Below are 23299 nucleotides of genomic sequence, written 5' to 3'. Positions count from 1 at the left end.
GTGCTCGTCAGTGAGCGAGGCCCATTTTCCAGACATATGCCGACGACAAAATCAGGCTTGTTCCCGTTTGATGTAGGAGTTCTCTCAAATCAACCGAGTGGAGAGCCGCCTAGGTCAAGCCTGCTTGCAATACTGAGTCAGGCTATGATGCAAACCATCGATAGCCGCACCCAATGCCGCAACAGCATCCTCCACTGCATCGCGGTCGCGCCTTTCGCACACGCCCTCCAAAGCGTCGCAACAGGCGATCAGCGCCTGGGCCTTGACCATGCGCGCGACACCTTTGACACGATGGGCCAGGTCATACAGCTTGCCGAAATCTGCAGGGTCCTGCAGGGCCGACAGCACCCGCTGGTCCTCTGCAAGACTACTGAGCAACGGCGCGAGCAACTCGTTGAGTGCGGCAGTGTCGTCGCCTGTCAGCATCGCCAGCGAGCTTAAATCAAAGTCTGCCTTGCCCTCATCCGTTGCCACGCTGGTCGTGCGCGATGCCAAGGCCGCACGTAGATCGTCAAGCCCCGTCGGCTTGAACAGGCAACCGTCCATGCCGGCCTGCCGACAGCGCTCGACCTCCTCCGGCTGGGCGTTGGCGGTGAACCCCAGCAGAAGGCAGGGCACCAAGCCGCGTTGCCGTTCCTCGGCACGAATATCACGCGCCAACGTGTAGCCGTCCATGACGGGCATATTGCTGTCAGTGATCACCCCGTCAAAATGCCCGGCTTGCCAACATGCAAAGCCCTCGGCGCCGTCCTCGGCCGTAACGATTTGATGCCCCAGGAAAGTCAACTGTCGAGCCAGCAGCAAGCGGTTGGCCGGATAGTCATCGACTACCAGAAGTTTCAATGCCTGCGTGGCAGGAACACAGGGGACAGATGAGGAAGCCGGTGCTGCCGTGGTCAACGCCAGTGCCAGTGTCACATCCACCCGCGTCCCCTTCCCCAGCACGCTACTCAGGTGCAGTTGGCCGCCCATCATCTCGCACAGGTTACGGCTGATCACCAACCCCAGGCCCGAACCGCTACGCGCTGGCTGCTCGTTATTGCTGCCCTGGATAAACGGGTTGAACAAACGCTGCTGATCTTCGGCACTGATGCCAATCCCCGTATCTTCCACGCAAAGCCGCAGGTTCAAATGTTCACCGGCCAACACCGATGCGGCCTGGGCCTCCAGGCGTATCTGGCCGGAGTGAGTAAATTTGATCGCATTGCCTAACAGGTTCGACACCACTTGCTTGAATCGCAACGGATCGATCAGTACCAGTCGGTCGATCATCGGGTCGAGCTCTACGCGCAGCGACAGGCCTTTATCCCGCGCCAGCCCTTCGAACACCCGCGCGACAGAAGCCAACAGCTCGTGCAGGTTGGCCGGCTCCAGAGTCAGGGACAGGTGGCCGGTTTCGATTCGCGCAATGTCCAGGATATCGCCGATCAGCTCCAGCAAACTGCGCGAAGCCATCGATGCCACTTCCAGCGCATCTCGATCGACATGCCCCTGCTCGGCGTTTTTCTGCGCCAGTTCAATCATGCCGATCACTGCGTTCATCGGCGTTCGGATCTCATGACTCATCGTCGCCAGGAACGTGGTCTTGGCACGGTTGGCGGCGTCCGCGTCTTCCTTGGCTTCCCGAAGTTCGCCCAACAGGCGTTGACGTTCGCTCACATCCACCCAACCGGCAATCATGCCCACCACGTTACCGTTGCTATCACGGTACGGCAGCATCCACTGGTAAATCGTCAGCACACCGCCACCGGGCACCTTCAGCACCCGGTCGTGAATCTGCGGCTCACCGCGCGCCATCAAGTCCAGGTAGTCGGCATGGAACGACTGGGCCTGGGGCGGGTTGCCCGTATCGGTCTCCACAACGGTCTTGCCGATCACGTCCTCCAGCTTGAAGCCGAACACGTCAAGGTACGCGTTGTTGCACGCCATCAAGCGCCCCTGGCGGTCGCGCACGTAAATCGGGTGAGGCGTGCCGTCGATCAGCACGCTCATAAACCGCATCTGGTCGCTCAAGGCGCGTTCGGCCTGGGCACGCTTGCGAATCAGGTTACGCAGGTAGAACACCCAACCCAGGGTGACCAGCAACAACAGCGCGGCCAGGCCAAACCCCTGGAGAATCACGTTGCGATGACTGACCCAGTAGCTGTCTTCAATAATGATTTCACTGCGCCAATGGTTGGTCAGTTCGTCCATTTCTTCAGGCGTAATACTCAACAACGCCTTCTCAAGGATCGAATACAACTCCAACTGGCTGCGGTTGACGCCGAAGGCAATCCGCGCCGGTTCCGTACCCACAGTGCTGGTGATACGCAACCGATCGCGATAGTTGCGCGTGATCATGTAGCGTGCGCTGATCAACGAAATGACGGTCGCGTCGACACTGCCCTTGGCCACCCATTCCATGGCCTGCTCCGGGTTCTCGACGTCGACAAACTCGATCCCTGGATAGTCCCGGGCGATCTGCGCAGCGAGGCTGTTGCCACCAATGAACGCCAGGCGTTTGCCAGGCATGTCCTCCAGGGTCAGCAGACGCTCGTCGCCGGAGCGCGCCACCAGCACATAGGGATTGGACAGGTATGGCCGGGTAAAGCGCACCTTTTCGGAACGCTCGACACTGGGCGTGATCACCGCCAGCATGTCCATTTGGCCGGTGCTGACCTCGTCGACTTGCCGAGGCAGCGAACTGCCCTGCACCACTTCGAACTTCAAGCCCGTACGCAAGCTGATCCGCGACAATACCTCGTCACTCAGCCCCACGAACTGCCCTTGCTCATTGAAAAATGACAGCGGGACGAACTTGTCCAGTACCGCCACTCTCACCCGAGGATGCCTCTCCAGCCACCGCTGCTCGCTGGCACTCAAGCGCAACCGGTCAGCCTCCAGCAAACCACTGCCGCCGGCACTCCAACGGCGCAGGATTTCCATCTGCTGGCCGGCCGGGATAACGGCCAGCGCGGCATTGACGATCTTCAACAGGCGCTGGTTGTCTGCAGTGAAAGCGAACCCGAACGGGTTGACCTCCAGCGCGGAAAAGTCCGCCATGCGCACGTTATTGAGGTGGTTCTTGTTGATCAGATAGCGCGCGCTGATGGCATCGCCCAAGTAGACATCCGCCTGGCCGAAGGCCATGGCACCGATGGCCTGATGGGTCGAGCCGAACAGCAACAGTTGCGCCTGGGGGTAAAAGGCCTGGACAGCGGCGGGTTGCATATAGTGGTAGAGCATCGCCACTCGCTTGCCGGCCAGGTCGACGCTCAAGGAATGGCTTTCACCCGTGCGGGTCACCAGCACGGGTTGATCATTGGCGTAAGAACGCGACAGTACCAATGCCTTGTCGGCTGCTTCATAACCATTGGCCGACCCCACCAGGTCCACCTCGCCCAGCTTGAGCGCCTCGATCACTTCGTCCCGAGTGTCGTAGCGCCGAACCTCGATAGGTACATTCAAGATCAGGCTGATCAGCCCTGCATAGTCAGCCGTGATGCCTTCAAAATCGTTATCGTTGCTCAGGTCGAACGGTGCGTAGTCGGGAGCCGACACGCCCATCAACAAACTGCGGCGCTCGCGCAACCACCGCCATTCGCTGTCATCCAGTTCTACTGTTGGGTGTTCGAGGGTGGAATGTCCGAGCAATCGAAGGGCATGTGGCTCGTCCAGGGCCATCGCTGCACAGGGCAACAGCCCCATCAGCAGGATGGCCGTGAATCTCACCAGCCGGGAGGTGGTCATTTCAGATCAGATGATTGCGCTGGGCAAACTTGGACAGGTGCACCACCGAGGACATGCGCAACTTCTCTTTGAGGCGGGTCTTGTAGGTGCTGATGGTCTTGTGGCTCAACAGCATATCCTCGGCGATTTCCTTGTTGCCCAGGCCCAGCGCCAGTTTTTGCAGTACCGTCAACTCACGGTCGGACAGCGCCTCCACCAACTCCTGTTCGGTGGTCTGCAAATCGTCGCGGCGCACTGAACTGGTGGGCAGACTGGGAAAGCAACTGTAACCGGAGCGGATTGCTCTGATTGCCTTTTGCAACTCATCCAGCTCACCAGTCTTGGCCACAAAGCCCATGGCCCCGGCGCGCATGCAGCGGGTGGAAAAGAACACCGCCAGGTACGAGGTCAGTACCAGGATCTTGCAAGGCAGTTCCAGCGCCTTGATCCGACTGATCACCTCCAGCCCGCCAAGTTTTGGCATTGCCAGATCGAGGATAACCAGATCCGGGCGTTCCTGACGAGCAATCTGCATGGCGTCAGCGCCGTTGCCCGCTTCAAATATTTCAACGAAGCCTTCCTGTTTCAACAGGTACTTCACGGTGGCGCGGATAAAAGGGTGATCGTCCACAATTAAAGCTTTGCTCATAAGACTCCCCGAGGGATCAGTACGCTTACATATCACACGGGACCTATCTACCTGTGAAAAGTAACAGTTCCGACAAACGGTACTGATTACTCTGCGTGACACTCCAGGCAGTACAGACCCCTCCTTTTGATAGAACACGGTATACACGTAGAGCTGCGCCCTGCTTCCTGGGCAAACGCAAGCGCGCAACCTTAACAACGGCGTGTCCGCTCAAATGAAGGGATAGTCTCTAATGCTTGTAGGACTTTTCCTTGTCACAGCATAGCCAGCTTTACACAAGGCAAGGCCTGACAGCCGGGGACTACTCGGTGGTACTGGGGCTCCAGAACGCCTGCACCACCAGGGTCGACATCGAAATTCGCGCCACCAGGGCGTCCAGCTCATCACCGTCTACCGAGGTCACGGCCAGGGTGGCTTCGATTTCCACTTCTTCCGTGCCAAAAGGCCGCACGTCAACGTCGCTGGCGGGGTAGTTACAACGCGCCAGCTCGGCCTCCAGCAAGGCCAATACGGCCTTCTGCTGAGTACGCCGGGCAATCACATACAGGATGTTGGTGACTTCCGCCGACACCACGTCCAGCGGCTGACGGTTGATGTTATTGACGATCGGCCGCAGCAAGGTGTTGGCCGCGAGTATGAACAGCGTGCCCAGCAGCGCTTCGAGGACCAGGTCGGCGCCGGCGCAAGCGCCCACCGCCGCCGAGGCCCAGAGGGTGGCAGCCGTGTTGAGCCCGCGCACATTGCCCTCTTCGCGCATGATCACGCCTGCACCGAGAAAGCCGATGCCCGACACCACATAGGCCACTACCCGCACCGCGCCTTCCGCGCCGCCCAGGCGGCTGGCCATGTCGACGAAGATCGCCGCGCCCACCGCCACCAGCACATTGGTGCGCAGACCTGCCGTGCGCTGGCGGTACTGACGCTCGAAACCGATAAGGCCACCCAGGATAAAAGCTGCGGTGAGGCTGACCAGGGTGTCGACCAGGGATTCGAGGTTGATGTTGTTGATTGCTTGCATAGGAAATCTTCCCTGTTCATTGCCAGCCAAACTTACGGATGTAGTACCCCTTCACCGCCTGGGTCAGCGCCATGTATGCCAGCAGGATCACCGGCAGGAACACAAAGTACAGCGACGGCAGCGCCTGCAATTTGAAGTAATGCGCCAGTGGCCCCATCGGCAGGAAAATCCCCACCGCCATGATGACGCCCGTCATCACCATCAACGGCATCGCCGCACGGCTTTGCAGGAACGGGATCTTCGGGGTACGGATCATGTGCACGATCAGCGTCTGGGTCAGCAGCCCCACCACGAACCAGCCGGACTGGAACAGGGTCTGGTGGTCGGGGGTGTTGGCATCGAAGACATACCACATGAGTGCGAACGTGGTGATGTCAAAGATCGAGCTGATCGGCCCGAAAAACAGCATGAAACGGCCGACATCTCCCGGTTGCCAGCGCTGTGGTTTGCTGAGCATCTCGTCATCGACGTTATCGAACGGGATCGCAATCTGCGAAATGTCATACAGCAGGTTCTGCACCAGCAGGTGCATCGGCAGCATCGGCAGGAACGGGATAAATGCACTCGCCACCAGCACTGAGAACACATTGCCGAAGTTGGAGCTGGCGGTCATCTTGATGTACTTGAGCATGTTGGCGAAGGTGCGCCGGCCTTCCAGCACGCCCTCCTCCAGGATCATCAGGCTCTTTTCCAACAGGATGATGTCAGCGGCCTCCTTGGCGATATCCACCGCGCTGTCCACCGAAATGCCGATGTCGGCAGTACGCAGTGCCGGCGCATCGTTGATGCCATCGCCCATGAAGCCCACCACATGCCCATTAGCCTTGAGCAGGCGCACGATGCGCTCCTTGTGGCTTGGCGTCAGCTTGGCGAACACATTGGTGGTTTCCACCGCCTTGGCCAGTTCGGCGTCGGTCATGTCCTCGATGTCGTTGCCCATCAGCAGGCCTTGTTGCTCCAGGCCCACTTCGCGGCAGATCTTGGCGGTGACCAGTTCGTTGTCACCGGTGAGCACTTTCACGGCGACGCCGTGGGCCTTGAGAGCCTTGAGCGCAGGCGCGGTGCTTTCCTTCGGTGGGTCGAGGAAGGCAACGTAGCCGATCAGCGTAAGGTTGTTCTCATCCGCCAGGCTGTAGGTGTCACGCCCCGGCGCCATCGGCTGTGCAGCTACGGCGACCACGCGCAGGCCTTCTTCGTTGAACGCTGCCGTCACCTGACGAATGCGCGCCAGCAACTCTTCAGTCAGCGCCTCGTTGGTCTCGCCATGGCGCACGTTGTTGCACACCGAGAGGATTTCCTCCACGGCGCCCTTGCAGATCAGCAGGTGCGGTTGACCCTGCTCGGCGACCACCACCGACATGCGGCGGCGATTGAAGTCGAATGGGATCTCATCAATTTTCTGGAACGCGGTGCCGACCTTCAGCTCGCGATGCACCTCCACGTGCTCCAGCACCGCCACATCCAGCAGGTTTTTCAGGCCTGTCTGGTAATAGCTGTTGAGGTAGGCCATTTCCAGCACGTCATCGGACTCTTCGCCCCACACGTCCACATGGCGGGCCAGGAAGATCTTGTCCTGGGTCAGGGTGCCGGTCTTGTCGGTGCACAGCACGTCCATGGCGCCAAAGTTCTGGATCGCGTCCAGGCGCTTGACGATGACTTTCTTGCGCGACAGAAACACCGCGCCTTTAGCAAGGGTGGACGTCACGATCATCGGTAGCATTTCCGGGGTCAGCCCCACGGCAATCGACAACGCGAACAGCAGCGCTTCGGTCCAGTCACCCTTGGTGAAGCCGTTGATGAACAGCACCAGCGGCGCCATCACGAACATGAAGCGGATGAGCAACCAGCTGACCTTGTTGACGCCGTGCTGGAACGAAGTGGTTGCACGGTCTGTGGCAGTCACACGTTGGGCCAGCGCGCCAAAATAGGTGCTGTTGCCGGTGGTCAGGATCACCGCCGTCGCAGCGCCGGACACCACGTTGGTGCCCATGAACAGGATGTTCTCCAGGTCCAGCGGGTTGCGGGTGTTGGCGTCCTGCTGCTGGGCGAACTTTTCAACCGGCATCGATTCGCCGGTCATCGCCGCCTGGCTGACGAACAGGTCCTTGGCACTGAGCACACGGCAATCGGCGGGGATCATGTCACCGGCAGACAGGAAAATCAGGTCACCCGGCACCAATTGCTTGATCGGCAATTCGATGCGCTTGGCCTCCTCACGGCGCAGCACGGTGGCGGTGTTGCTCACCATGGCTTTCAAGGCATCGGCAGCCTTGTTGGACTTGGCTTCCTGCCAGAAGCGCAGCAGCGTCGACAGCACCACCATGGAGAAAATCACGGTGGCGGCCTTCATGTCTTCGGTCAGCCAGGAGATCACCGCCAGCAGGGTCAGCAGCAGGTTGAACGGGTTCTTGTAGCAGTGCCACAGGTGCACCCACCAAGGCAGCGGCTGCTCATGCTCGACTTCGTTGAGGCCGTATTGCACGCGCAGGGCGTCGGCCTCCTGAGTGTTCAACCCCTCGGCGTGGCTGCCCAGGGTGCCGAGCAATTGCACGGCACTGCTGTTGGCCGAGACCACCAGGGTTTGCGCCAGGGTCGGCGGCACTTCGCGGCTGACGCTGGCGTCGGTCACGGTTTCGAGCATTGCCAGGCGGCGGAAATGCCGGGCGATGTGCCGGGTCCGCAGGAAGCCGGCGAAGAACTCTTTGAGCAGAGTGAGGTTCATGGTGTTACTCCTGCGCGAGGAAAAAACCGTCGTGCAGGTACCGCCGTGTGCGCCGCACCCTTTTTACAGGAACAGCCACCCTGGCCCGCCTACCGCAAAGGGCAGGCGCGTCCGTAGCATCCCGAGGTAAGCCGGGTGCTGGTCAGCGTCGATGAGAGGGATTCGGGCAGGTGCCAGGACTGGCCGCTGCCGGGATGCCGCTTCTCGCTTTTAGTGGCGAGACAACGGCATCGGAAAAATGCGCGTTACCTTGCCAAGCCTGTGCCGGTTACCGAAACCGGCCGACTACTGTCACTCGAACAAGTACCCACTGAGGGTCTCCGCTATTGATGAAAACGCGCGAAGCTTACGCCCCGATGATGGGAGAGTAAACCGTAGGAAAGTTTCCGTATGGTGAATAAGAGGATTCTTCAGGGAGGGTTCAGGAAGGTGCATCCACTAGATCTCGCGGCACCAACGTCAGGTAATCACCCACCTGCCCACCTGTCAGGGCCTTGACCTGAATCGAAACGCTGTTCACCTGACGCCCCATCGTGATCCCTTCGCGGGTGCGCACCTGCACATAGCCAAGCTTTGGCCAGAAACGTTCGGCCTTGGCATTGCCGATGACTACCGTCAAACGCAGCCATTGAGCGCCGTTGCCCGCAGCCCAAGCCTCATGATCAGCGTGCAGCCGCTGCGCCAACCCAGTGCCATGCAAGCGTGCGTCCAACAGCAACAGCCCGATATGCCAAACACCAACAGCCAGCAAGTCCGCCGCAATGTTCACCACCGCCACCAGCTGGTTTTCCAGATCGCGGTAACCCAGCCAATACATCCGACTGCACGCCCACCCTGCGGGCAACTGTCCCTGCAATTCCTCATGCGCTTCGGTCGCAGTGGCCGGTTCGCCGTTGACCGCTATGAAGTAATCCGGCGCCCGCTCAAAAAACCGCTGCAACTCGACCTCATCGCGATCACCCAGCTCAACGACCTGAAGGCCCTCGACGGAACACGCCGGCAACTCGTGTGAATTAACGTCCATGTTCAGCCGCCCTCAATCGTCCCGCGTCAGTACTTCCAACAACTCAATCTCAAAACGCAGGTTGCTGTTGGGTTTGATATGCGCGCCCATCGACCGCTCGCCATAGGCCAGATGCGCCGGCACGAACAAGGTCCGCACACCGCCGACCTGCATGCCCATCAAGCCCAAGTCCCAGCCCTTGATCACACGCCCGGTACCGATCACACACTGGAACGGCTTGCCGCGCTGCCAGGACGAATCGAACACCGTGCCGTCTTCAAGGGTGCCGGTGTATTGGGTGGTGATCAGCGCGCCCTTGACCACGGCCTTGCCGGTGCCGGGGCGGATGTCGGTGATCTGGAGTTCTTCGTTGTTCATAGGGGGCTCGTTGGATACAAGGTATTTGCTTATGCTGTTTTTCGCAGATAGGACGTTAAATCCAGGTCGACTATCGCCCAGAAACCACCGGCAAAATCAGGATTATTCAGGTGGACATCAATCGCTGAAGCTTGCGGAAGCTTTTCTTGATCGGTAATCAACCCTTCAAAGTGCAACGCCAAGGCTTCACGGACGTTACCCAGCGCTTCGGGAAAAGACCTGCCCGCTGAGAAACACCCCGGAACGTCAGGGGCGGTCACGCAGTAGTCTGAGGCCGTGTCTTTATGTACTACCACAGGAAACTTCATTGTTTCTCCTCTGGGTAAATTCTTGTGGGCCATCCAGCCGATTCATTATTTGAGGCTTACCGGCTTTTTACCAGCTTGCCGATTGTTTCTGCACAGAATGGGGGGGCATCCACACGAGTCGAAACAGTGACATTTCCCTTTAACTCGCAGGACGTTTCCGAGAGAATCCCAACCGCTTGCGCCGCTCAAATCACGTGGCTAGTCTTCGCCGGTCACTGCCAATTCAGTGACCGGGTTTAGCAGCCCGTTGATGTGACTAGGCGCAAAGCGCCACCTTTTGCGGGCGTTTTTTTGGCCCGCGCTTCATGGTGGCCATGCGCAGGGCACCCTCGGGTGCACCGGGTTCCTAGTCACCGGTCTGCTAACCTGCGTGTGGCCGCCACCCTTCCACCGTTTAGCAGCGGTCGTGGCGGCTCCTTATGACTAGAGGAGCTTCAAAATGGAAAACCTTGTCCCCGCACCACCCGCCCCAGACCTGAAATTCTTCACCACCACCCCCGACCTCAGCTTCGAAGACGCCCTGGCCCATGCCAGCAGCGTGTTGCGTTGTGCCGCCGTTGCTGCGCAGACGGCAGGGGAGCAACTGGACGGAACGTCACGCACATTGGTGCTGTCGGTCATGCACTTGGTGGACATGGCCAGTGTGATGGTGGATCGGTCGCTGGAGTGTATGCAGCCGATTTGAATGAGTTACGGCAAGAAGCCTTGCTTCTTGCCGTAACTAAGCGCTTGCGATTGGCAGGCGCCAACTGACAACCTAAACGGAAGCACCTGATTTACGCCTTGCCGCCCTATCACCTCTTATGTAGAGCAGTCCCCATAAGAGTCTTCTGCAATGAACCCAGCTATCAGCCCTGTCCGCGTTTCTGTCGTGCAGTTTGATCCCCAGGTAGGAACGCAGCACCGCACCGCTAACCTGCAGCACAGCCTTGCGCTCGCAACTGAAGCGGCCAACGGCGGCGCCACACTGATCGTGCTTCCAGAACTTTCAAATTGCGGTTACTTCTTTGCCAATCGCCAAGATGCCTTTGACCATGCCGAAATTGTTCCGAACGGAAGAAGCGTGCAGGTATGGATCGAATTTGCTTCCCGGCATCGTGTGTATCTGGCTGCGGGCGTTAGCGAACTAGACGGCATGCAATTGTTCAACACCAGCGTCCTGATAGGCCCGGACGGCTTTATCGGCAAGTACCGCAAAGCGCACCTCTGGAACTTGGAAAAACTATGGTTCACCCCTGGGAACACAGGTTTCCCTGTCTTTGATACTCCCATTGGACGTATCGGCATGCTGATCTGCTGGGACATCTGGTTTCCCGAGGTACCGCGCATTCTCAGCCAGCAAGGCGCCGATATCATTTGTAGCCTGAACAACTGGGTATGGACCCCTCCCCCGTTATTTGATGAGGCCGGCAAGTGCATGGCGTCTTACCTGACGATGACCGCAGCGCACGTCAATAACGTGTTTATCGCAGCAGCCAGTCGAATTGGTGAAGAGCGTGATGCCCGTTATCTCGGTTGCTCATTGATTGCCGGGACCAATGGTTGGCCCATCGGCAAGGTGGCGTCGGCGAACGGCCAGGAGATTCTGTTTGCCGATATCGACCTCAGCAGCGCGCGCAGCGCACCGATCTGGAACAATCTCAATGACCTGCAAAGGGATCGGCGCGCTGATATCTATGATCAGATGCTTGGCTACACCCAGCACCCGGCACTCCCACGCTGAGAGAAGGAGACACACCCAACACTACCACTGCGGTTCTCATAGCCACCGCCAAAACCGACTCCAAAACCCCCGCCCCAAATCATCCTTGCACCGCGCATATTGCGCCGCATACAGCTGCGACCGCGCCTGTACCTTGCTGGCCACCGGCGGCAGCCAGGCCTTGGCGGCGTAGGTGCGCTGGCGATAGCCGCCCCAGCCTTCGTGGTAGTTCAGGTACTGGCCGTAGGCATCGTATTTGTACACGCCGTTGACGGTGTAGGTCTTGTCCATGTACCAGCCGACAAAGTCGATGGCATCGTCGAAGTCCTGGCGACTGGCGCCGCTGCGGCCGGTGCTCTTGCGGTAGTCGTTCCACACCTCGTCCTTGGCCTGGGCGTAGCCGGCGGCGGTGGAGACGCGGCCCCAGGGGATGATCCACAGCAGGTATTTGCGCGGGGCCAGGGCGTCCTGGTGGAAGCCGGACTCCTGATACATGATGGCGAACGGCACCTGGATCGGCACGCCCCAGCGTTTTTGCGTGACTTTGGCTGCGTCGTACCAATCGTCCTTTTCGCGGAAGATGCCGCACAGGTCATTGGGCGTGCGTGGCGGCGAGGTGCCGCACGCCGCCAGCAGGGAGGTGAGTAACAACAGTCCGACGGCTTTGCCTGCGCTCACGGGGCACCTTTGCGAGATATGCGTAAAAGTGCGGCATTCTACGCGCCCACTGCGCGGGATGCCGAGTGGTGGCTCACCCCAGCCCGTTCAATGCCAGTGCCCCAGTAATGCATCCGCACTATCCTGAGCCCCAGGTGTCGTACTCCCATATGCCGAACCCAGGAGAACCCATGACCCAGGATGTGCTTGCCAAGGAAACCAACCGCCGCCAGTTGCAGCAGATCATCTCCGGGCTGTCCGACGGCGTGATCCTGGCCGAGGTCGATCAAACCATCCTGTGGGCCAATGAGGCCGCACTGACCATGCACGGCGTGGGTGACGTGATGGGGCTGGGGGCCAACGGGCAGCAATATGCCGAGCGCTTTGCCCTGCGCTATCGCAACAACCACCCGGTGCAGGCGGACAACTACCCGCTGGCCCGGGCCGCCGCAGGCGATGAGTTCAGCGATGTGGTGGTGGAAGTCACCCCCACCGCCGATGAAGAAAAAACCTGGGTGCACCGCCTGCGCAGCCTGGTAATCACTGACTCCCGCGGTGAAGCGGAATTGCTGGTGCTGATCCTCAGCGACGCCACCGAATGGGCCAGCGCCGAACAGCGCTTCGAAAAAACCTTCAACGCCAACCCGGCACCGGCGGTGATCTGTCGCCTGAGCGACTTGCGTTATATCAAGGTCAACCAGGGTTTCCTGGAGATGACCGGCTACAACCGCGACCAGGTCATCGGCAAATCCGTGTATGAACTGGATGTGCTGGAACAGGCCGAACGCAAGGACCTGGCCATCCAGCGCCTGGGCGAAGGCGCGACCATCCCGCAGATGCAGGCCGAACTGCGGCTGCCCGAAGGCGGCAGCAAGCTGGTGATCGTCGCCGGCCAGCCGCTGGACATGAACGAAGAGGACTGCATGCTGTTTTCCTTCATGGACCTGGAGCCACGGCGTAAAGCCGAAATCGCCCTGCGCCAGAGTGAGGAACGTTTCGCCAAATCCTTCCGCCTGACCCCGGTGCCGACCCTGGTGTGCAACGCCGGCAACCACCAGGTGGTGGACGTCAACGAAGCCTTCATGAGCATCACCGGTTATACCAGTGAAGAGTTGATTGGCAAGTCGATCGAGGACATCGACTTTATCGACAGCCCCCAGGCCGGCGCGCAGCTGTTCGCCCGCCTGGAAAAAGCCGGCAACCTCGACGGCCAGGACCTCAAGGTGCGCAAGAAAGGCAACGAGGTGATCGACTGCGTGGTCTCCGCCGACACCGTCATCATCCAGGACGTGCCCTGCTACCTGCTGGTGATGATGAACATCACCGAACGCAAACGCTCGGAGCTGGAACTGGTGGCGGCCATCGAGGAAGTGATGCAGGACGCTTCGTGGTTCAGCCAGACCCTCATTGAAAAACTGGCCAACGCCAAGAGCGTCAACAGCGCCAGCCAGTCGAACGTGGCCTTCACCGACCTCACCGCCCGCGAGCGCGATGTGCTGGGCCTGATATGCGAGGGGCTGGCCGATAAGGAGATCGCTTTGCGCCTGAAGCTGGCGCCCAACACCGTGCGCAATCATGTGGCCACGGTGTACTCCAAACTGGGGGTGCACAGCCGCAGCGCGGCGATCGTCTGGGCCCGTGAACGCGGGCTGTTCGCCGGGGAATTGCGGGTCAAAAACAAGCCATGACAGTGCAAATGCACTAGTACACCTAGTGCGAATTCGCCTTATTGCAGGGAGGGCTAATCAATAACCTTCTCGGTATCGAACCTGATGCCTGAAGGAACCTGCATGTTTACCCTCGCCCAACTGCGAAACTGCATCGAAGAAGGCCTGTCGCCGCTGACCTGCGAGTTCACCCTGTGCCGCGATGCGTCCCTGACCCTCAAGGTCTACGACGCCGAAACCGGCCGGGTCGATTTGGTCGTCACCGGGATCAGCACCAACCGGCTGCAGACCCCGCAAGAAGTGGAAAAGATGGTGGATGAGCTGCGCTACGAATTGCAAAGCAACACCATGGGCCAGCTCACGCTGGATGACTTGCCTTCAACGACGCCCCAATGAAGTAGAACACCCCGCCCGCGACGATAAACGCCCCCAGCATCCAGAACATGTAATGGGCCGGCAGGCTGGCCAGCACCAGCCCGCACAGCACCGGCCCCAGCGCCGCGCCCAGGTTGGACAGGTTCTGCGCCCCGTAATACATGCCGCGCAAGTGGTCCGGGGCGATCCGGTCGATAAACATGTATTCGGCCGGGAACACAATGATCTCCCCCACGGTGAACACCGCCATTGCCAGCACCCACCACAGCACGCTGGTGGACAGCGCGAAACCGATGAGCCCCAACATGAACATGCCCAGGCCGGCGATCAACCATTGGCCCAGGTAGCGGTGCGAAATGCGCCGGCCGATCACGTACTGCAAGGCGATCACCAACACCGCGTTGGTCACCAGCACGGCGCTGACCACGGTGTAGGTGTAGTCGGCGGTGGTGGTGGTCACCAGGTATTGCGACAGCCACGCGGTGAACTGACCGAACACCACAGCACTGAGCACACCGCCGAGGGTGAAGCAGACAAGGCGACGATCCTTCAACAGCACCCGGCCAACGGCGAGAAACGGCACTGGCTTTTGCGTGGTATCGACAGTCGCCAGCGTACGATCACCCCAACGCCAATACAGCAGGAAAAACCCCAGCCCCAACAGCGCCGACAGCACAAATGGCAAGCTGATTTCCACCTTGGCCACCACCGCGCCAAACGCCGGGCCCACGGCATAGCCGATATTGGTCAGGGTGTACTTGATGGAAAACACTTCGCTGCGCGCGTCCTCGGGCAACAGGCTGGCAAAGCCGGCTTTGGCCGCGATATCGATCACGGCATGAGCCAGGTTGATCAGGATCAGGCAGGTGTAGAAGGTCCAGATATTCCCCGCGAGCACCATGCCGACAAAGCCCAGTAGAAACAGCAAGGTGAGGGCCAGCAACAGCCGGTAGCTGTGGATACGATCAACCAGAAACCCGCCATACACGCTGAGCAGCGAGCCGACGATCAATGAACTGCCGATCACCAGGCCGACCTGGGTAATGTCGAGGGCGAAATGGCGGGTGAGGTAAATCACCAGGTACGGAAAGGTGATGGCCTTGGCCAGCGTGAGCAGCAACGTCGAGGACAGCAACAGGTTAACGGTGCGGGGGTAGTTTCTTATTGTGGCAAGCATCCTGCTCTCTTTCCTTGAAGGTAACGCGGCCTTTATAGCCGGCTACCTTAACTCAGGAACAGGGCCTAAATGCAAGGTCATTTCTTGACGGGGGTGATCTCGAGAATGGTGCCGTTGGTGGTCTTGAGCAGCACGAAACGGTCGCCCACCCGTGCCCATTGGCTGTCTTCTTCAGGCTGTTTGAGACCGCGCTTTTTCCAGTCGCTGACGGCCGACTCCTTGCGCATCAGGATATCCGGGGCGCGGTCACCTTCCTTCAGGTCACGGGTGTTGATGCTGGAAGGCTTTACCGTCTCCTGGGGCGTATCACCGGCGTGCACGATAAAGCTGGCGGTGGACAGGCTCGCGGCGACCAGCAGGGAGGCGAACAGGGATCTTGATGTCATGGGTGTTCCTCAATGAATGATGCGTACCCAGGTTCGGACCGCTGCGGCACGCAAACATTCAGCCGCAATCACAAACACCGCACACGCCACCCTTCAACGTATTAACGGGATAGCGCACACGCAGCCCGCACCCGCAGCACCATGACCATTCACCTTATTTTGCAGGTAAATGACATGCGATACGGCAACGCTCTATCGACCCCGATGATCACCACGTTGAACGCGCGCGACAACCGCCGCGAAAGCCGCCTGGTCCAGCGGATCCAGACCCTGAACAGCGAAATCAGGCAGCTGTTGCAGGGGCAACCCACGTTTTTCAGCTGTGTGCAGGATGCGTTCAACCAGGCGTTCAACACGCTGCCCACGCCCCTCGACCTGACCAGGACCTACCTCAAGATCAACCCGGCAGACGCGCCCCCTTCCGAGCCGGCTCAAGCGTTGAACCCGTTGCTGCCGACACTCATGGAGGCCGCAGTGGAACGATTGGTCACGCAGCACTCCGCCGACTACGCCAAGCACGCTACCCGCTTTCACCTGACCTGCGACGGTCGGGACGACGGCTCGGCACTGGCACTCACCCCGCAGGCCTTCGACGGTTTTCTCGATACGCTGGCAAGCACCCTGGCGGCGCGCTTCAACACCCAGGTCGAACAGTTCTGGGGCGCGCCCATCGACACCAACGATACCCGCACCTGCAAACAGTGGCTGGCCGAGAAGCGCCTGGATCTGATGAGGGCCGAAGCCGAACTGCTGAAGATCGACGGCTTGCTCGATGTGTCGAGCGAGCTGCTGCTCCTGCGTGTCATGCGCTACCCGGATGCGGCCTCCCGACGCGCCTTGAACGGCTACCGACCCTGCGCATTGGGCGTGGCGGTCAAGGACAAACTGTCGCGGGATATCCCGCTGTACGGGGCATTCGTGCTCACTGCCCGAGACCCGGACGACGCCCAGGTGCGCTTCGAAGGTGAGGAAAAACCGCTGCAAGTGCGTGACATCGCCCCCCAGGCCAATGTCGGCAATGTGCTGTTGTACCTCCCGACCAGCGGCTTCGAAGCCTTCGACTCGTTGGCCGGCCTTGACCGTGAATTGCATCGGCGACTCAACAGCGCCGTCGAGTTCGGCGACATCCTGGCCCTGATGAGCCACAACGATCGTGCCAGCGGCCTGGCGTTTCACCAGCAGCAACCCGAAGGCGACCAATTTCGCTACCTCGAACGGCTGGAGTCGGTCTTCAGCGATAGCCTGCACGGCTTGCATGAACGGGCACAGGCAGACTTCACCTGGATGATTGCGCACTACCAGCGTCAGCCCCACGGCCTGGCCCCACGACAATTGCCGGCAAGCCTCGACCGGGTCACCGATCTGACCCGTGCCTTTGATGCCAGTGGGGTCCTGGTCGCCCGTCATCAGAAAAAACTGCGGCGCCAGCTCCAGCAGTTTCTCAAGCACGCAAGCCCCGAAGACCAGCAACGCTGGTCAAGCGCCGTACAAGGTTACGCCGATGAGCTGCAACGGCTGTCGATGCCCGAGGGGCTGCCCTCCCTGTCCCAGTTCAGCGACCCCGCCGCCGTACTGTCCTACAGCAATGAGCAGTTGCGCAGGCAGCTGGAGGACGACTACGGCGTGGTGACCGACCCGGACACCCTCATCATCCACACCAAAACCTACGCCGCCCGCCCCACCGGCAGCTATGTGGTCGGCGGCAAGCCGCAACCGCCGGTGACAGGCACGCCGGTCTACACCACGCGCACGCTGACCCTGACCGCATTGGCGCTGGAAAACATCGAATGGCTGGATCTCAACTTCACAAACTTCGCCTGGCTGACCGATAAAGACCAGGCGCCCTATACCGCGCTGACGGTGGCGCAAGTCAAGGAGCTGGTACGCAAGGTCAATATCGGTGACAGCTACGAGCAATTCCTCAAGACGCGCCTGGTCAGCTCCAGCGAGGCGCACGCCGACCAGGATCGCTACGCCCGACTCATGGCCTTGCAACTGCGGGTGGACGCCATCGAAGCCAAAATCGCCGGCGACTTCCTGCCGGACCGACTCGACCGCGGCTACAACTGGGTGATGAGTGCCCTCGCCGGCCCCACGGATGACGATAAACGCCCCACCGTCGAAGAGCACCGCATCATCGTCAGCAGCCTGAAACTGCGCGGTGAACGCGTGCGCGGGGTGCTGGTGTTTGCAACCGCGTCCCACAGCGTCGCCTCCCTGGTGGTGTATACCCCCGGCACCGCCAACGGTCGGCTGTTCCACGAATACCCCGACGCGTCGGCCATGCACCGCGACTTCATCAACCACAGCGCCTGGCGTGACTACCTGACTGCCCGCGTGGAACTCAATGCCCGCCCGCGCATCCACAACCTGCTCAAAGGGGGGGCCAATGAAACGGTCATCGCCTTGAGCCGTATCGCCGATCACTTCCTGGAAGAGGCTTACCAGGCCGAAGCGTCTGCCGTGATCAACGATGCCAATGCGCAATCGACCAGCACCCAGGAAGCCAACCTCGAAAGCGCCGCCACCCTCGTCACCGCGGCACTGGACTTCGCCACGTTGTTCCTCCCGGTCAAGGTCATGCTGCCGATCGGCCTGTCCAGAAGCATCCTGTCCATCATCAATGCCGTGGAAGCCGCCCAACTCGGCGACCGCACCGCCGCCGCCCAATACATTGTGCGGGCCCTGGGTGAAATGGTGGGCGCGGTGATCGACGGCGCCATCGGCGGCGCGCGTTCGGCAAGCAGAGGTATCGCAACCGGCCCCAAACTCAACCCGAAGCTGGCGTTGCGCAGCAAGCCCACGGGCGTCAAGCCGCTGGCAGGATGGGAAGACCAGCAGATCTACGTACAGGATACGGCGACGCCCGGGGCCTTCGAGGCGCCTCGGCATTTCCTGCAGGAGAATGGCCGCTGGTATTCGATCCGCAGGGATCACGATCGTCAGGTCTGGCGACTCAAGGACCCACGGCGCGCACCCAGTGCGTACCCGGGCGAGCCGCTCTACCGCACGGTTCAAGGCGCCTGGGAGATCCGCTCGCCACTCATCGGGCTGTTCGGTGGCACGCCGCCAAGCGGGCCGGAAATCGCGTTGATGGACCTTTTCCCGCACCTGGACCTGCAACAGGCTCGGCGGGTGTTTGAATCCTTCAATTTCCCCGCGTTCAATAACCTTGAACACCAGATGTCCCTGGTGTTCCGCCTGAGCCGGGCGCCAGACCAGCTCGATGTGAGCTTTGCATACCTGCAAACCACCCAGAATCGCTTCTGGGCTCGATTGCAGGGCGCAGACCTGCCGGGTGCGCAAACCGTCACCGCCATCGACCCAGCGCCCGGGCCAAGCAGGCCAGCCCTGCCGGCTCGGCGCCCTGCGCGCAGCGACGCCGAACGTTTTGTGGATTGGGGGCAGGCCTTTGCGCCGCAGATGATGAACCCTGTCCCGGGCCGCCCGGGCGTCTGGCGCCGAAGCCACGCCATGCCGAGCCAGGCGTTGCAGGACTACATCAAGATCGACGGTCGTTATTACGCGATTCTGCCAGGCGATAGCGTATTCGCCACACAAGGCGCGAGAACCGCCATCGTGTCGGCGGACCAGCCTCACTCGACATTCGCGCAATTCGAACACGTCGTCGCGAATACGCCGTTTGAACAGCCCAGGCTCGTGGAATACAACGCTCACCTGGATACCTGGCTCATCCACCCGCAGCCGCCGCTGCCCTTGTCGATTGCCACACACATGAACCGCATGTTCCCCCGCTTCGACCCACGCGCCCGCGCCCAGGTTGGCGCAAGCCTGTTCAACACAGCGAACCCATCCGGGCTGACCGCAAAAGGCTTTGCGCATGTGCTCAATACCCTTCAGGACTGGACGGAATGGGCCCGGGGCGCTGTCGGCACACTGACCCGGCAGCACTCCCTGATCGCGAACGATCCGTTGGCACTGCTGCCCACCTTGCCGAGAGGGCCAGGGCCGTTCGAGTGGTCATTGGGGGTTTCAAATGAGTTCAACCTCATACGGTTCGACACGACCGGGGTACGTCCCGTCCTGGTTTCAAACCTGTTGGAGCGCCCCACCCAAATCAACATCAAAACGCTGATGCGCGAACTGCTGACAGACAGCCACTACGAAGTCTTCGACTCGCGGTACAGCACCGAGTTGATCTTTCGGCGCCCAGACCGACCGACCTGGTATTGGCTGACATTGCGCAAGACCCACTCCCCGAAGCTGTCCGCCAAACAGTACAACCCTCAAGCACCCACGCCGGCCAACCTGGAGGGGCAGCGGTATGCCCTGCGCGACGCACTGATTCAAGCGCGCGACGAGGGGAACCTGCTGCTGTTGGTCGGCGGCGTAGAACTGACAGGCACCTGGGGCGTGAAACCCTTTATCTTCCGACCCTGAGGCCAATGCCATGGCGAAGGTGCCGATTGCCTGCATGAAATAATTCCTGTAGTTTTTCATGAAATTATTCGACATAAATTTCATGACACCCCAAGAAGAACTCGCCACCCTCGCCGCGCTGATCCATGACCTGCGCAAGCACAAGAAGCTCACCCTCGCCCAGCTCGCGCAGAAAATCGAGCGCTCGGTGGGCTTCCTGTCTCAGGTCGAACGCGGCCTGTCGCGCCCGACCGTGGCCGACTTGACCGCCATCAGCCACGCCCTCGACGTGCCCACTACGTACTTCTACAGCCAGCCCAAACCCAAGGCCGTGGATTGGATCACCCGCCCCAACGAGCGGCGTACGGTGTATTACGCCAATGGCATCACCGACATCCTCGTGTCACCCAGCATGAACGGCGCCTTCTCGATGCTCGACAGCCTGCTGGCCCCCGGTGCCAACAGCGGTGAACAGACCATGAGCGACCGCGCCGAACAAGCCGGTTTTGTGCTGGAGGGCGAGTTGACGTTGTGGGTGGAGGGTGAAGACGGCTCAGTCACCCTCGGCCCCGGCGACAGCTTCCACCTGGCCAGTTTCGCCCACTGCCGCTACGCCAACCTGACCGACCTGCCCGCCCGCGTGTTGTGGGTTTACAACTAGGAGCAACACCCGTGAAAAGCCATGCCTCCACGTTACTGGCCGAAGTACGGACCTTTCGCCAGAACCACCCGGACGTGCGTTATGTCGACCTGATCGCCCTGGACATTCCCGGGCACTTCTACGGCAAGCGCTACCCCATCGAGATGCTGGAAAAAGTCGCCGCCGGCAGCCCGTTGAAGCTGCCGCAGAACGCGGTGTTGCTGGGGGTTCAGGGCGGGTTGTTCAAAATTGGCGACTACTGCTTCAACGACGGCGACCCGGATGCCAATCGCCGCCTGGTGCCGGGCACGCTCAAGCCGGTGAGCTGGGAGTCGCAGCCGCTGGGCCAGATGCTGATCACCTCGGACGGCACCGAAGCGCCCATCGAATTCGAACCCCGCGAGGTGCTGGCCAAGGTGCTGGAGCGCTTGCAGCACAAGGGCATTCACCCGGTGGTGGCGTTCGAACTGGAGTTCTACCTGTTCGACAAGAAACTCGACAACGGCCTGCCGCAATTTGCCCGCGACCCGCTGAGCGATGACGCCGACGACCAGCCCAACCTGCATATCGAACGGCTGTCGCGCTTCAGCGAAGTGCTCGATGACATGGCGCAAACCGCCAAGGACCAGGGCATCGATATCACCGTGATCACCGCCGAGATCGGCCCCGGCCAGTTCGAAATCAACTTCGGCCACCTCGACGATGGGATGCGTGCCGCCGACTGGGCCGCCCTGTTCTGCCGCAGCACCCGTGGCGTCGCGTTGAAACACGGTTACCGCGCCAGCTTCATGGCCAAGCCCTACCTGCAATACCCCGGCAGCGGCATGCATGTGCATGTCAGCCTGTACGACGGCGCGGGTAACAATTTGCTGGCGGCACACCAGCAGCAACCCCTGCGCCATGCCGTGGCCGGCTGCCTGGAATTGCTGCCGCACTGCATGCCGATCTTCTCCCCCAACCACAATGCCTTCCGGCGCCTGGGCGGCACGGTCAACGCCGCCACCCGCGCCAGCTGGGGCTTTGAAGACCGCGACGCGTGCGTGCGCATCCCCGAATCCGACCCGCGCAACCTGCGTATCGAGCATCGCCTGGCCAGCGCAGACGCCAACCCGTACCTGGTGCTAGCGGCGATCCTGGTCGGCCTGGAACACGGTCTTGAGGCCAAGCGCGAACCCATCGCCCCCCTGAATGAAGACCGCAGCAGCGGCAGCGACTTCCCCCTGGAAATGCTCGACGCCGTGCGTGCCATGCAGCATCACGCGGTATTGCGCGATAAGCTGGGCGCCGAATTTGTCGACGTGTACTGCGAAAACAAACGCCAGGACCACCTGGCCTTCCAGCAAGAGATCCATGCGCGGGAATATCGCTGGTTTCTCTGACATCACCTACGGAATCACCGATGACCGACCAAAGCGCCCCGGCCCTCAAGGAAATTTTCAACGTTGAACGCCTGCAACACATCGCCGACGAGATGACGGCGGTGTACCCGGCGTTCGACGCCAAGGGCTTTCTCAAGCACGCCAAGGCAGGGCTGGCCGAGCTGTCGGTGCTGCAGCGCATGGCGCGGGTCAGCGAGAGCCTGCATGCGGTGATCCCGCTGGACTACCCGCAAACCCTCAAGGTGCTTTATGCGTTGGCCCCGCGCTTGAACAGCGCGTTTGTCAGCCTGTTCCTGCCGCACTTCGTGGCGAGTTACGGACGGGATGATTTCAAGCGTTCAATGGCCGCACTCAAGTACTTCACGACCTTTGGCTCCGCCGAATTCGCTATCCGCCACTTTTTGCTGCACGACTTCCCGCGCACCCTAGTGGTGATGCAAGCCTGGTCGCTGGATGCCAACGAACACGTGCGTCGCCTCGCCAGCGAAGGTTCGCGGCCGCGCTTGCCCTGGTCATTCCGCCTGGCCGAGGTGCAGGCCAACCCGGAACTGTGCGCGTCGATCCTCGACAACCTCAAGGCCGACAGCAGCCTGTACGTGCGCAAATCGGTGGCCAACCACCTCAACGACATCACCAAGGACCACCCGGACTGGGTACTCAGCCTGATCGAAGGCTGGGACCTCGATAACCCTCATACCGCCTGGATTGCCCGCCACGCCCTGCGGAGCCTGATCAAGCAAGGCAACACGCGCGCGCTGACGATCATGGGCGCCGGGGCCAGGGCCGAAGTAAAGCTCCACCATCTGAAAGTGACGCCGGCGGTGATCAACCTGGGTGAGCGGATCAACCTGTCCTTCACCCTGGAATCCACCGCCACAGCGCCACAGAAACTGATGGTGGACTACGCCATCGACTATGTGAAAAGCGCCGGCCACAGTGCGAACAAGGTATTCAAGCTCAAGGGGTTCAGCCTCGGTGCCGGGGAGCAGCAGCACCTTCGGCGCGAACAGCACATTCGCGACATGACCACCCGCAAGCATTACTCAGGCCGGCATGTGGTGCATGTGTTGGTGAATGGGGAACGACTGGGCAGTGCCGAGTTTGAGTTGCGTGCCTGACGGGGTCCGGTGCTCCCACAGTATTGATCCGG

Annotated in this window: 17 protein-coding genes and 1 pseudogene; 8 read left to right on the top strand and 10 right to left on the bottom strand. The window is 60.6% G+C overall.

Going from position 1 to position 23299, the window contains the following annotated elements; translation table 11 throughout:
• Positions 1-114: 114 nt before the first annotated feature.
• The 7 genes and pseudogenes from BLR69_RS01340 to BLR69_RS01305 form a co-directional block, all read right to left on the bottom strand.
• Entirely contained in the window at positions 115-3729 is a 3615-nt protein-coding gene (locus BLR69_RS01340; RefSeq protein ID WP_071495073.1) for a transporter substrate-binding domain-containing protein, read from the bottom strand.
• Between the two features lies 1 nt (position 3730).
• Positions 3731-4357, bottom strand: coding sequence for a response regulator transcription factor (locus tag BLR69_RS01335; RefSeq protein ID WP_071495074.1), 627 nt, complete (start codon positions 4355-4357; stop codon positions 3731-3733).
• 301 nt (positions 4358-4658) lie between these two features.
• Positions 4659-5375 carry an MgtC/SapB family protein gene (locus BLR69_RS01330; RefSeq protein WP_058427147.1) on the bottom strand — a complete coding sequence of 239 codons (717 nt, stop codon included), beginning with the start codon at positions 5373-5375 and terminating at the stop codon, positions 4659-4661.
• 16 nt (positions 5376-5391) lie between these two features.
• Positions 5392-8097 carry a magnesium-translocating P-type ATPase gene (gene mgtA / locus BLR69_RS01325; RefSeq protein ID WP_071495075.1) on the bottom strand — a complete coding sequence of 902 codons (2706 nt, stop codon included), beginning with the start codon at positions 8095-8097 and terminating at the stop codon, positions 5392-5394.
• A 421-nt stretch (positions 8098-8518) separates the two neighbouring features.
• On the bottom strand, positions 8519-9121 hold the full coding sequence (locus BLR69_RS01315) for a GNAT family N-acetyltransferase (protein WP_071495076.1): 603 nt from the start codon (positions 9119-9121) through the stop codon (positions 8519-8521).
• A 12-nt stretch (positions 9122-9133) separates the two neighbouring features.
• Entirely contained in the window at positions 9134-9478 is a 345-nt protein-coding gene (locus tag BLR69_RS01310; RefSeq protein WP_071495077.1) for an FKBP-type peptidyl-prolyl cis-trans isomerase, read from the bottom strand.
• 35 nt (positions 9479-9513) lie between these two features.
• Positions 9514-9786: pseudogene (locus BLR69_RS01305) on the bottom strand (type II toxin-antitoxin system HicB family antitoxin); the annotation flags it as partial.
• Positions 9787-10225: 439 nt separating this feature from the next.
• On the opposite strand from BLR69_RS01305, the gene BLR69_RS01300 reads away from it, so the two are divergent.
• A complete protein-coding gene (locus BLR69_RS01300) occupies positions 10226-10471 on the top strand; it encodes a DUF6124 family protein (protein WP_071495078.1) in 246 nt (81 codons plus the stop codon).
• Positions 10472-10621: 150 nt separating this feature from the next.
• The gene (locus BLR69_RS01295) at positions 10622-11509 is read left to right on the top strand and encodes a nitrilase family protein (RefSeq protein ID WP_071495079.1); all 888 of its coding nucleotides are present in this window, start codon (positions 10622-10624) and stop codon (positions 11507-11509) included.
• Positions 11510-11545: 36 nt separating this feature from the next.
• On the opposite strand, the gene BLR69_RS01290 is transcribed toward BLR69_RS01295, so the two are convergent.
• Positions 11546-12166, bottom strand: a complete 621-nt coding sequence (locus BLR69_RS01290) for a transglycosylase SLT domain-containing protein (protein ID WP_033902081.1) — start codon at positions 12164-12166, stop codon at positions 11546-11548.
• A 170-nt stretch (positions 12167-12336) separates the two neighbouring features.
• Here BLR69_RS01290 and BLR69_RS01285 point away from each other — a divergent pair, with 170 nt between their 5' ends.
• Both BLR69_RS01285 and BLR69_RS01280 read left to right on the top strand, forming a co-directional pair.
• A complete protein-coding gene (locus BLR69_RS01285) occupies positions 12337-13833 on the top strand; it encodes a PAS domain S-box protein (RefSeq protein WP_071495080.1) in 1497 nt (498 codons plus the stop codon).
• Positions 13834-13935: 102 nt separating this feature from the next.
• Positions 13936-14208, top strand: a complete 273-nt coding sequence (locus BLR69_RS01280; protein WP_071495081.1) for a DUF1652 domain-containing protein — start codon at positions 13936-13938, stop codon at positions 14206-14208.
• On the opposite strand, the gene BLR69_RS01275 is transcribed toward BLR69_RS01280, so the two are convergent.
• Positions 14171-15364: an MFS transporter gene (locus BLR69_RS01275; RefSeq protein ID WP_071495082.1), complete on the bottom strand. Its 1194-nt coding sequence runs from the start codon at positions 15362-15364 to the stop codon at positions 14171-14173. The two genes, BLR69_RS01280 and BLR69_RS01275, sit on opposite strands and share 38 nt — an antisense overlap.
• 77 nt (positions 15365-15441) lie before the next feature.
• On the bottom strand, positions 15442-15750 hold the full coding sequence (locus BLR69_RS01270; protein WP_071495083.1) for an RcnB family protein: 309 nt from the start codon (positions 15748-15750) through the stop codon (positions 15442-15444).
• A gap of 174 nt (positions 15751-15924) precedes the next feature.
• Here BLR69_RS01270 and BLR69_RS01265 point away from each other — a divergent pair, with 174 nt between their 5' ends.
• The 4 genes from BLR69_RS01265 (at position 15925) to BLR69_RS01250 (ending at position 23267) form a co-directional block, all read left to right on the top strand.
• Positions 15925-20151, top strand: coding sequence for a dermonecrotic toxin domain-containing protein (locus tag BLR69_RS01265; protein WP_076955227.1), 4227 nt, complete (start codon positions 15925-15927; stop codon positions 20149-20151).
• 82 nt (positions 20152-20233) lie between these two features.
• Positions 20234-20791 (top strand): helix-turn-helix domain-containing protein, encoded by a 558-nt coding sequence (locus BLR69_RS01260; protein ID WP_058425569.1) that lies wholly within the window; start codon positions 20234-20236, stop codon positions 20789-20791.
• An 11-nt stretch (positions 20792-20802) separates the two neighbouring features.
• Positions 20803-22149, top strand: a complete 1347-nt coding sequence (locus BLR69_RS01255) for a glutamine synthetase family protein (protein ID WP_071495084.1) — start codon at positions 20803-20805, stop codon at positions 22147-22149.
• 20 nt (positions 22150-22169) lie between these two features.
• A complete protein-coding gene (locus tag BLR69_RS01250; RefSeq protein WP_071495085.1) occupies positions 22170-23267 on the top strand; it encodes a DNA alkylation repair protein in 1098 nt (365 codons plus the stop codon).
• Positions 23268-23299 lie beyond the last annotated feature (32 nt).

Origin of the sequence: Pseudomonas azotoformans, assembly GCF_900103345.1 — a bacterium.
In the GTDB taxonomy this organism is placed as follows: domain Bacteria; phylum Pseudomonadota; class Gammaproteobacteria; order Pseudomonadales; family Pseudomonadaceae; genus Aquipseudomonas; species Aquipseudomonas azotoformans.
This window is presented reverse-complemented; position numbering and strand designations above follow the sequence as displayed.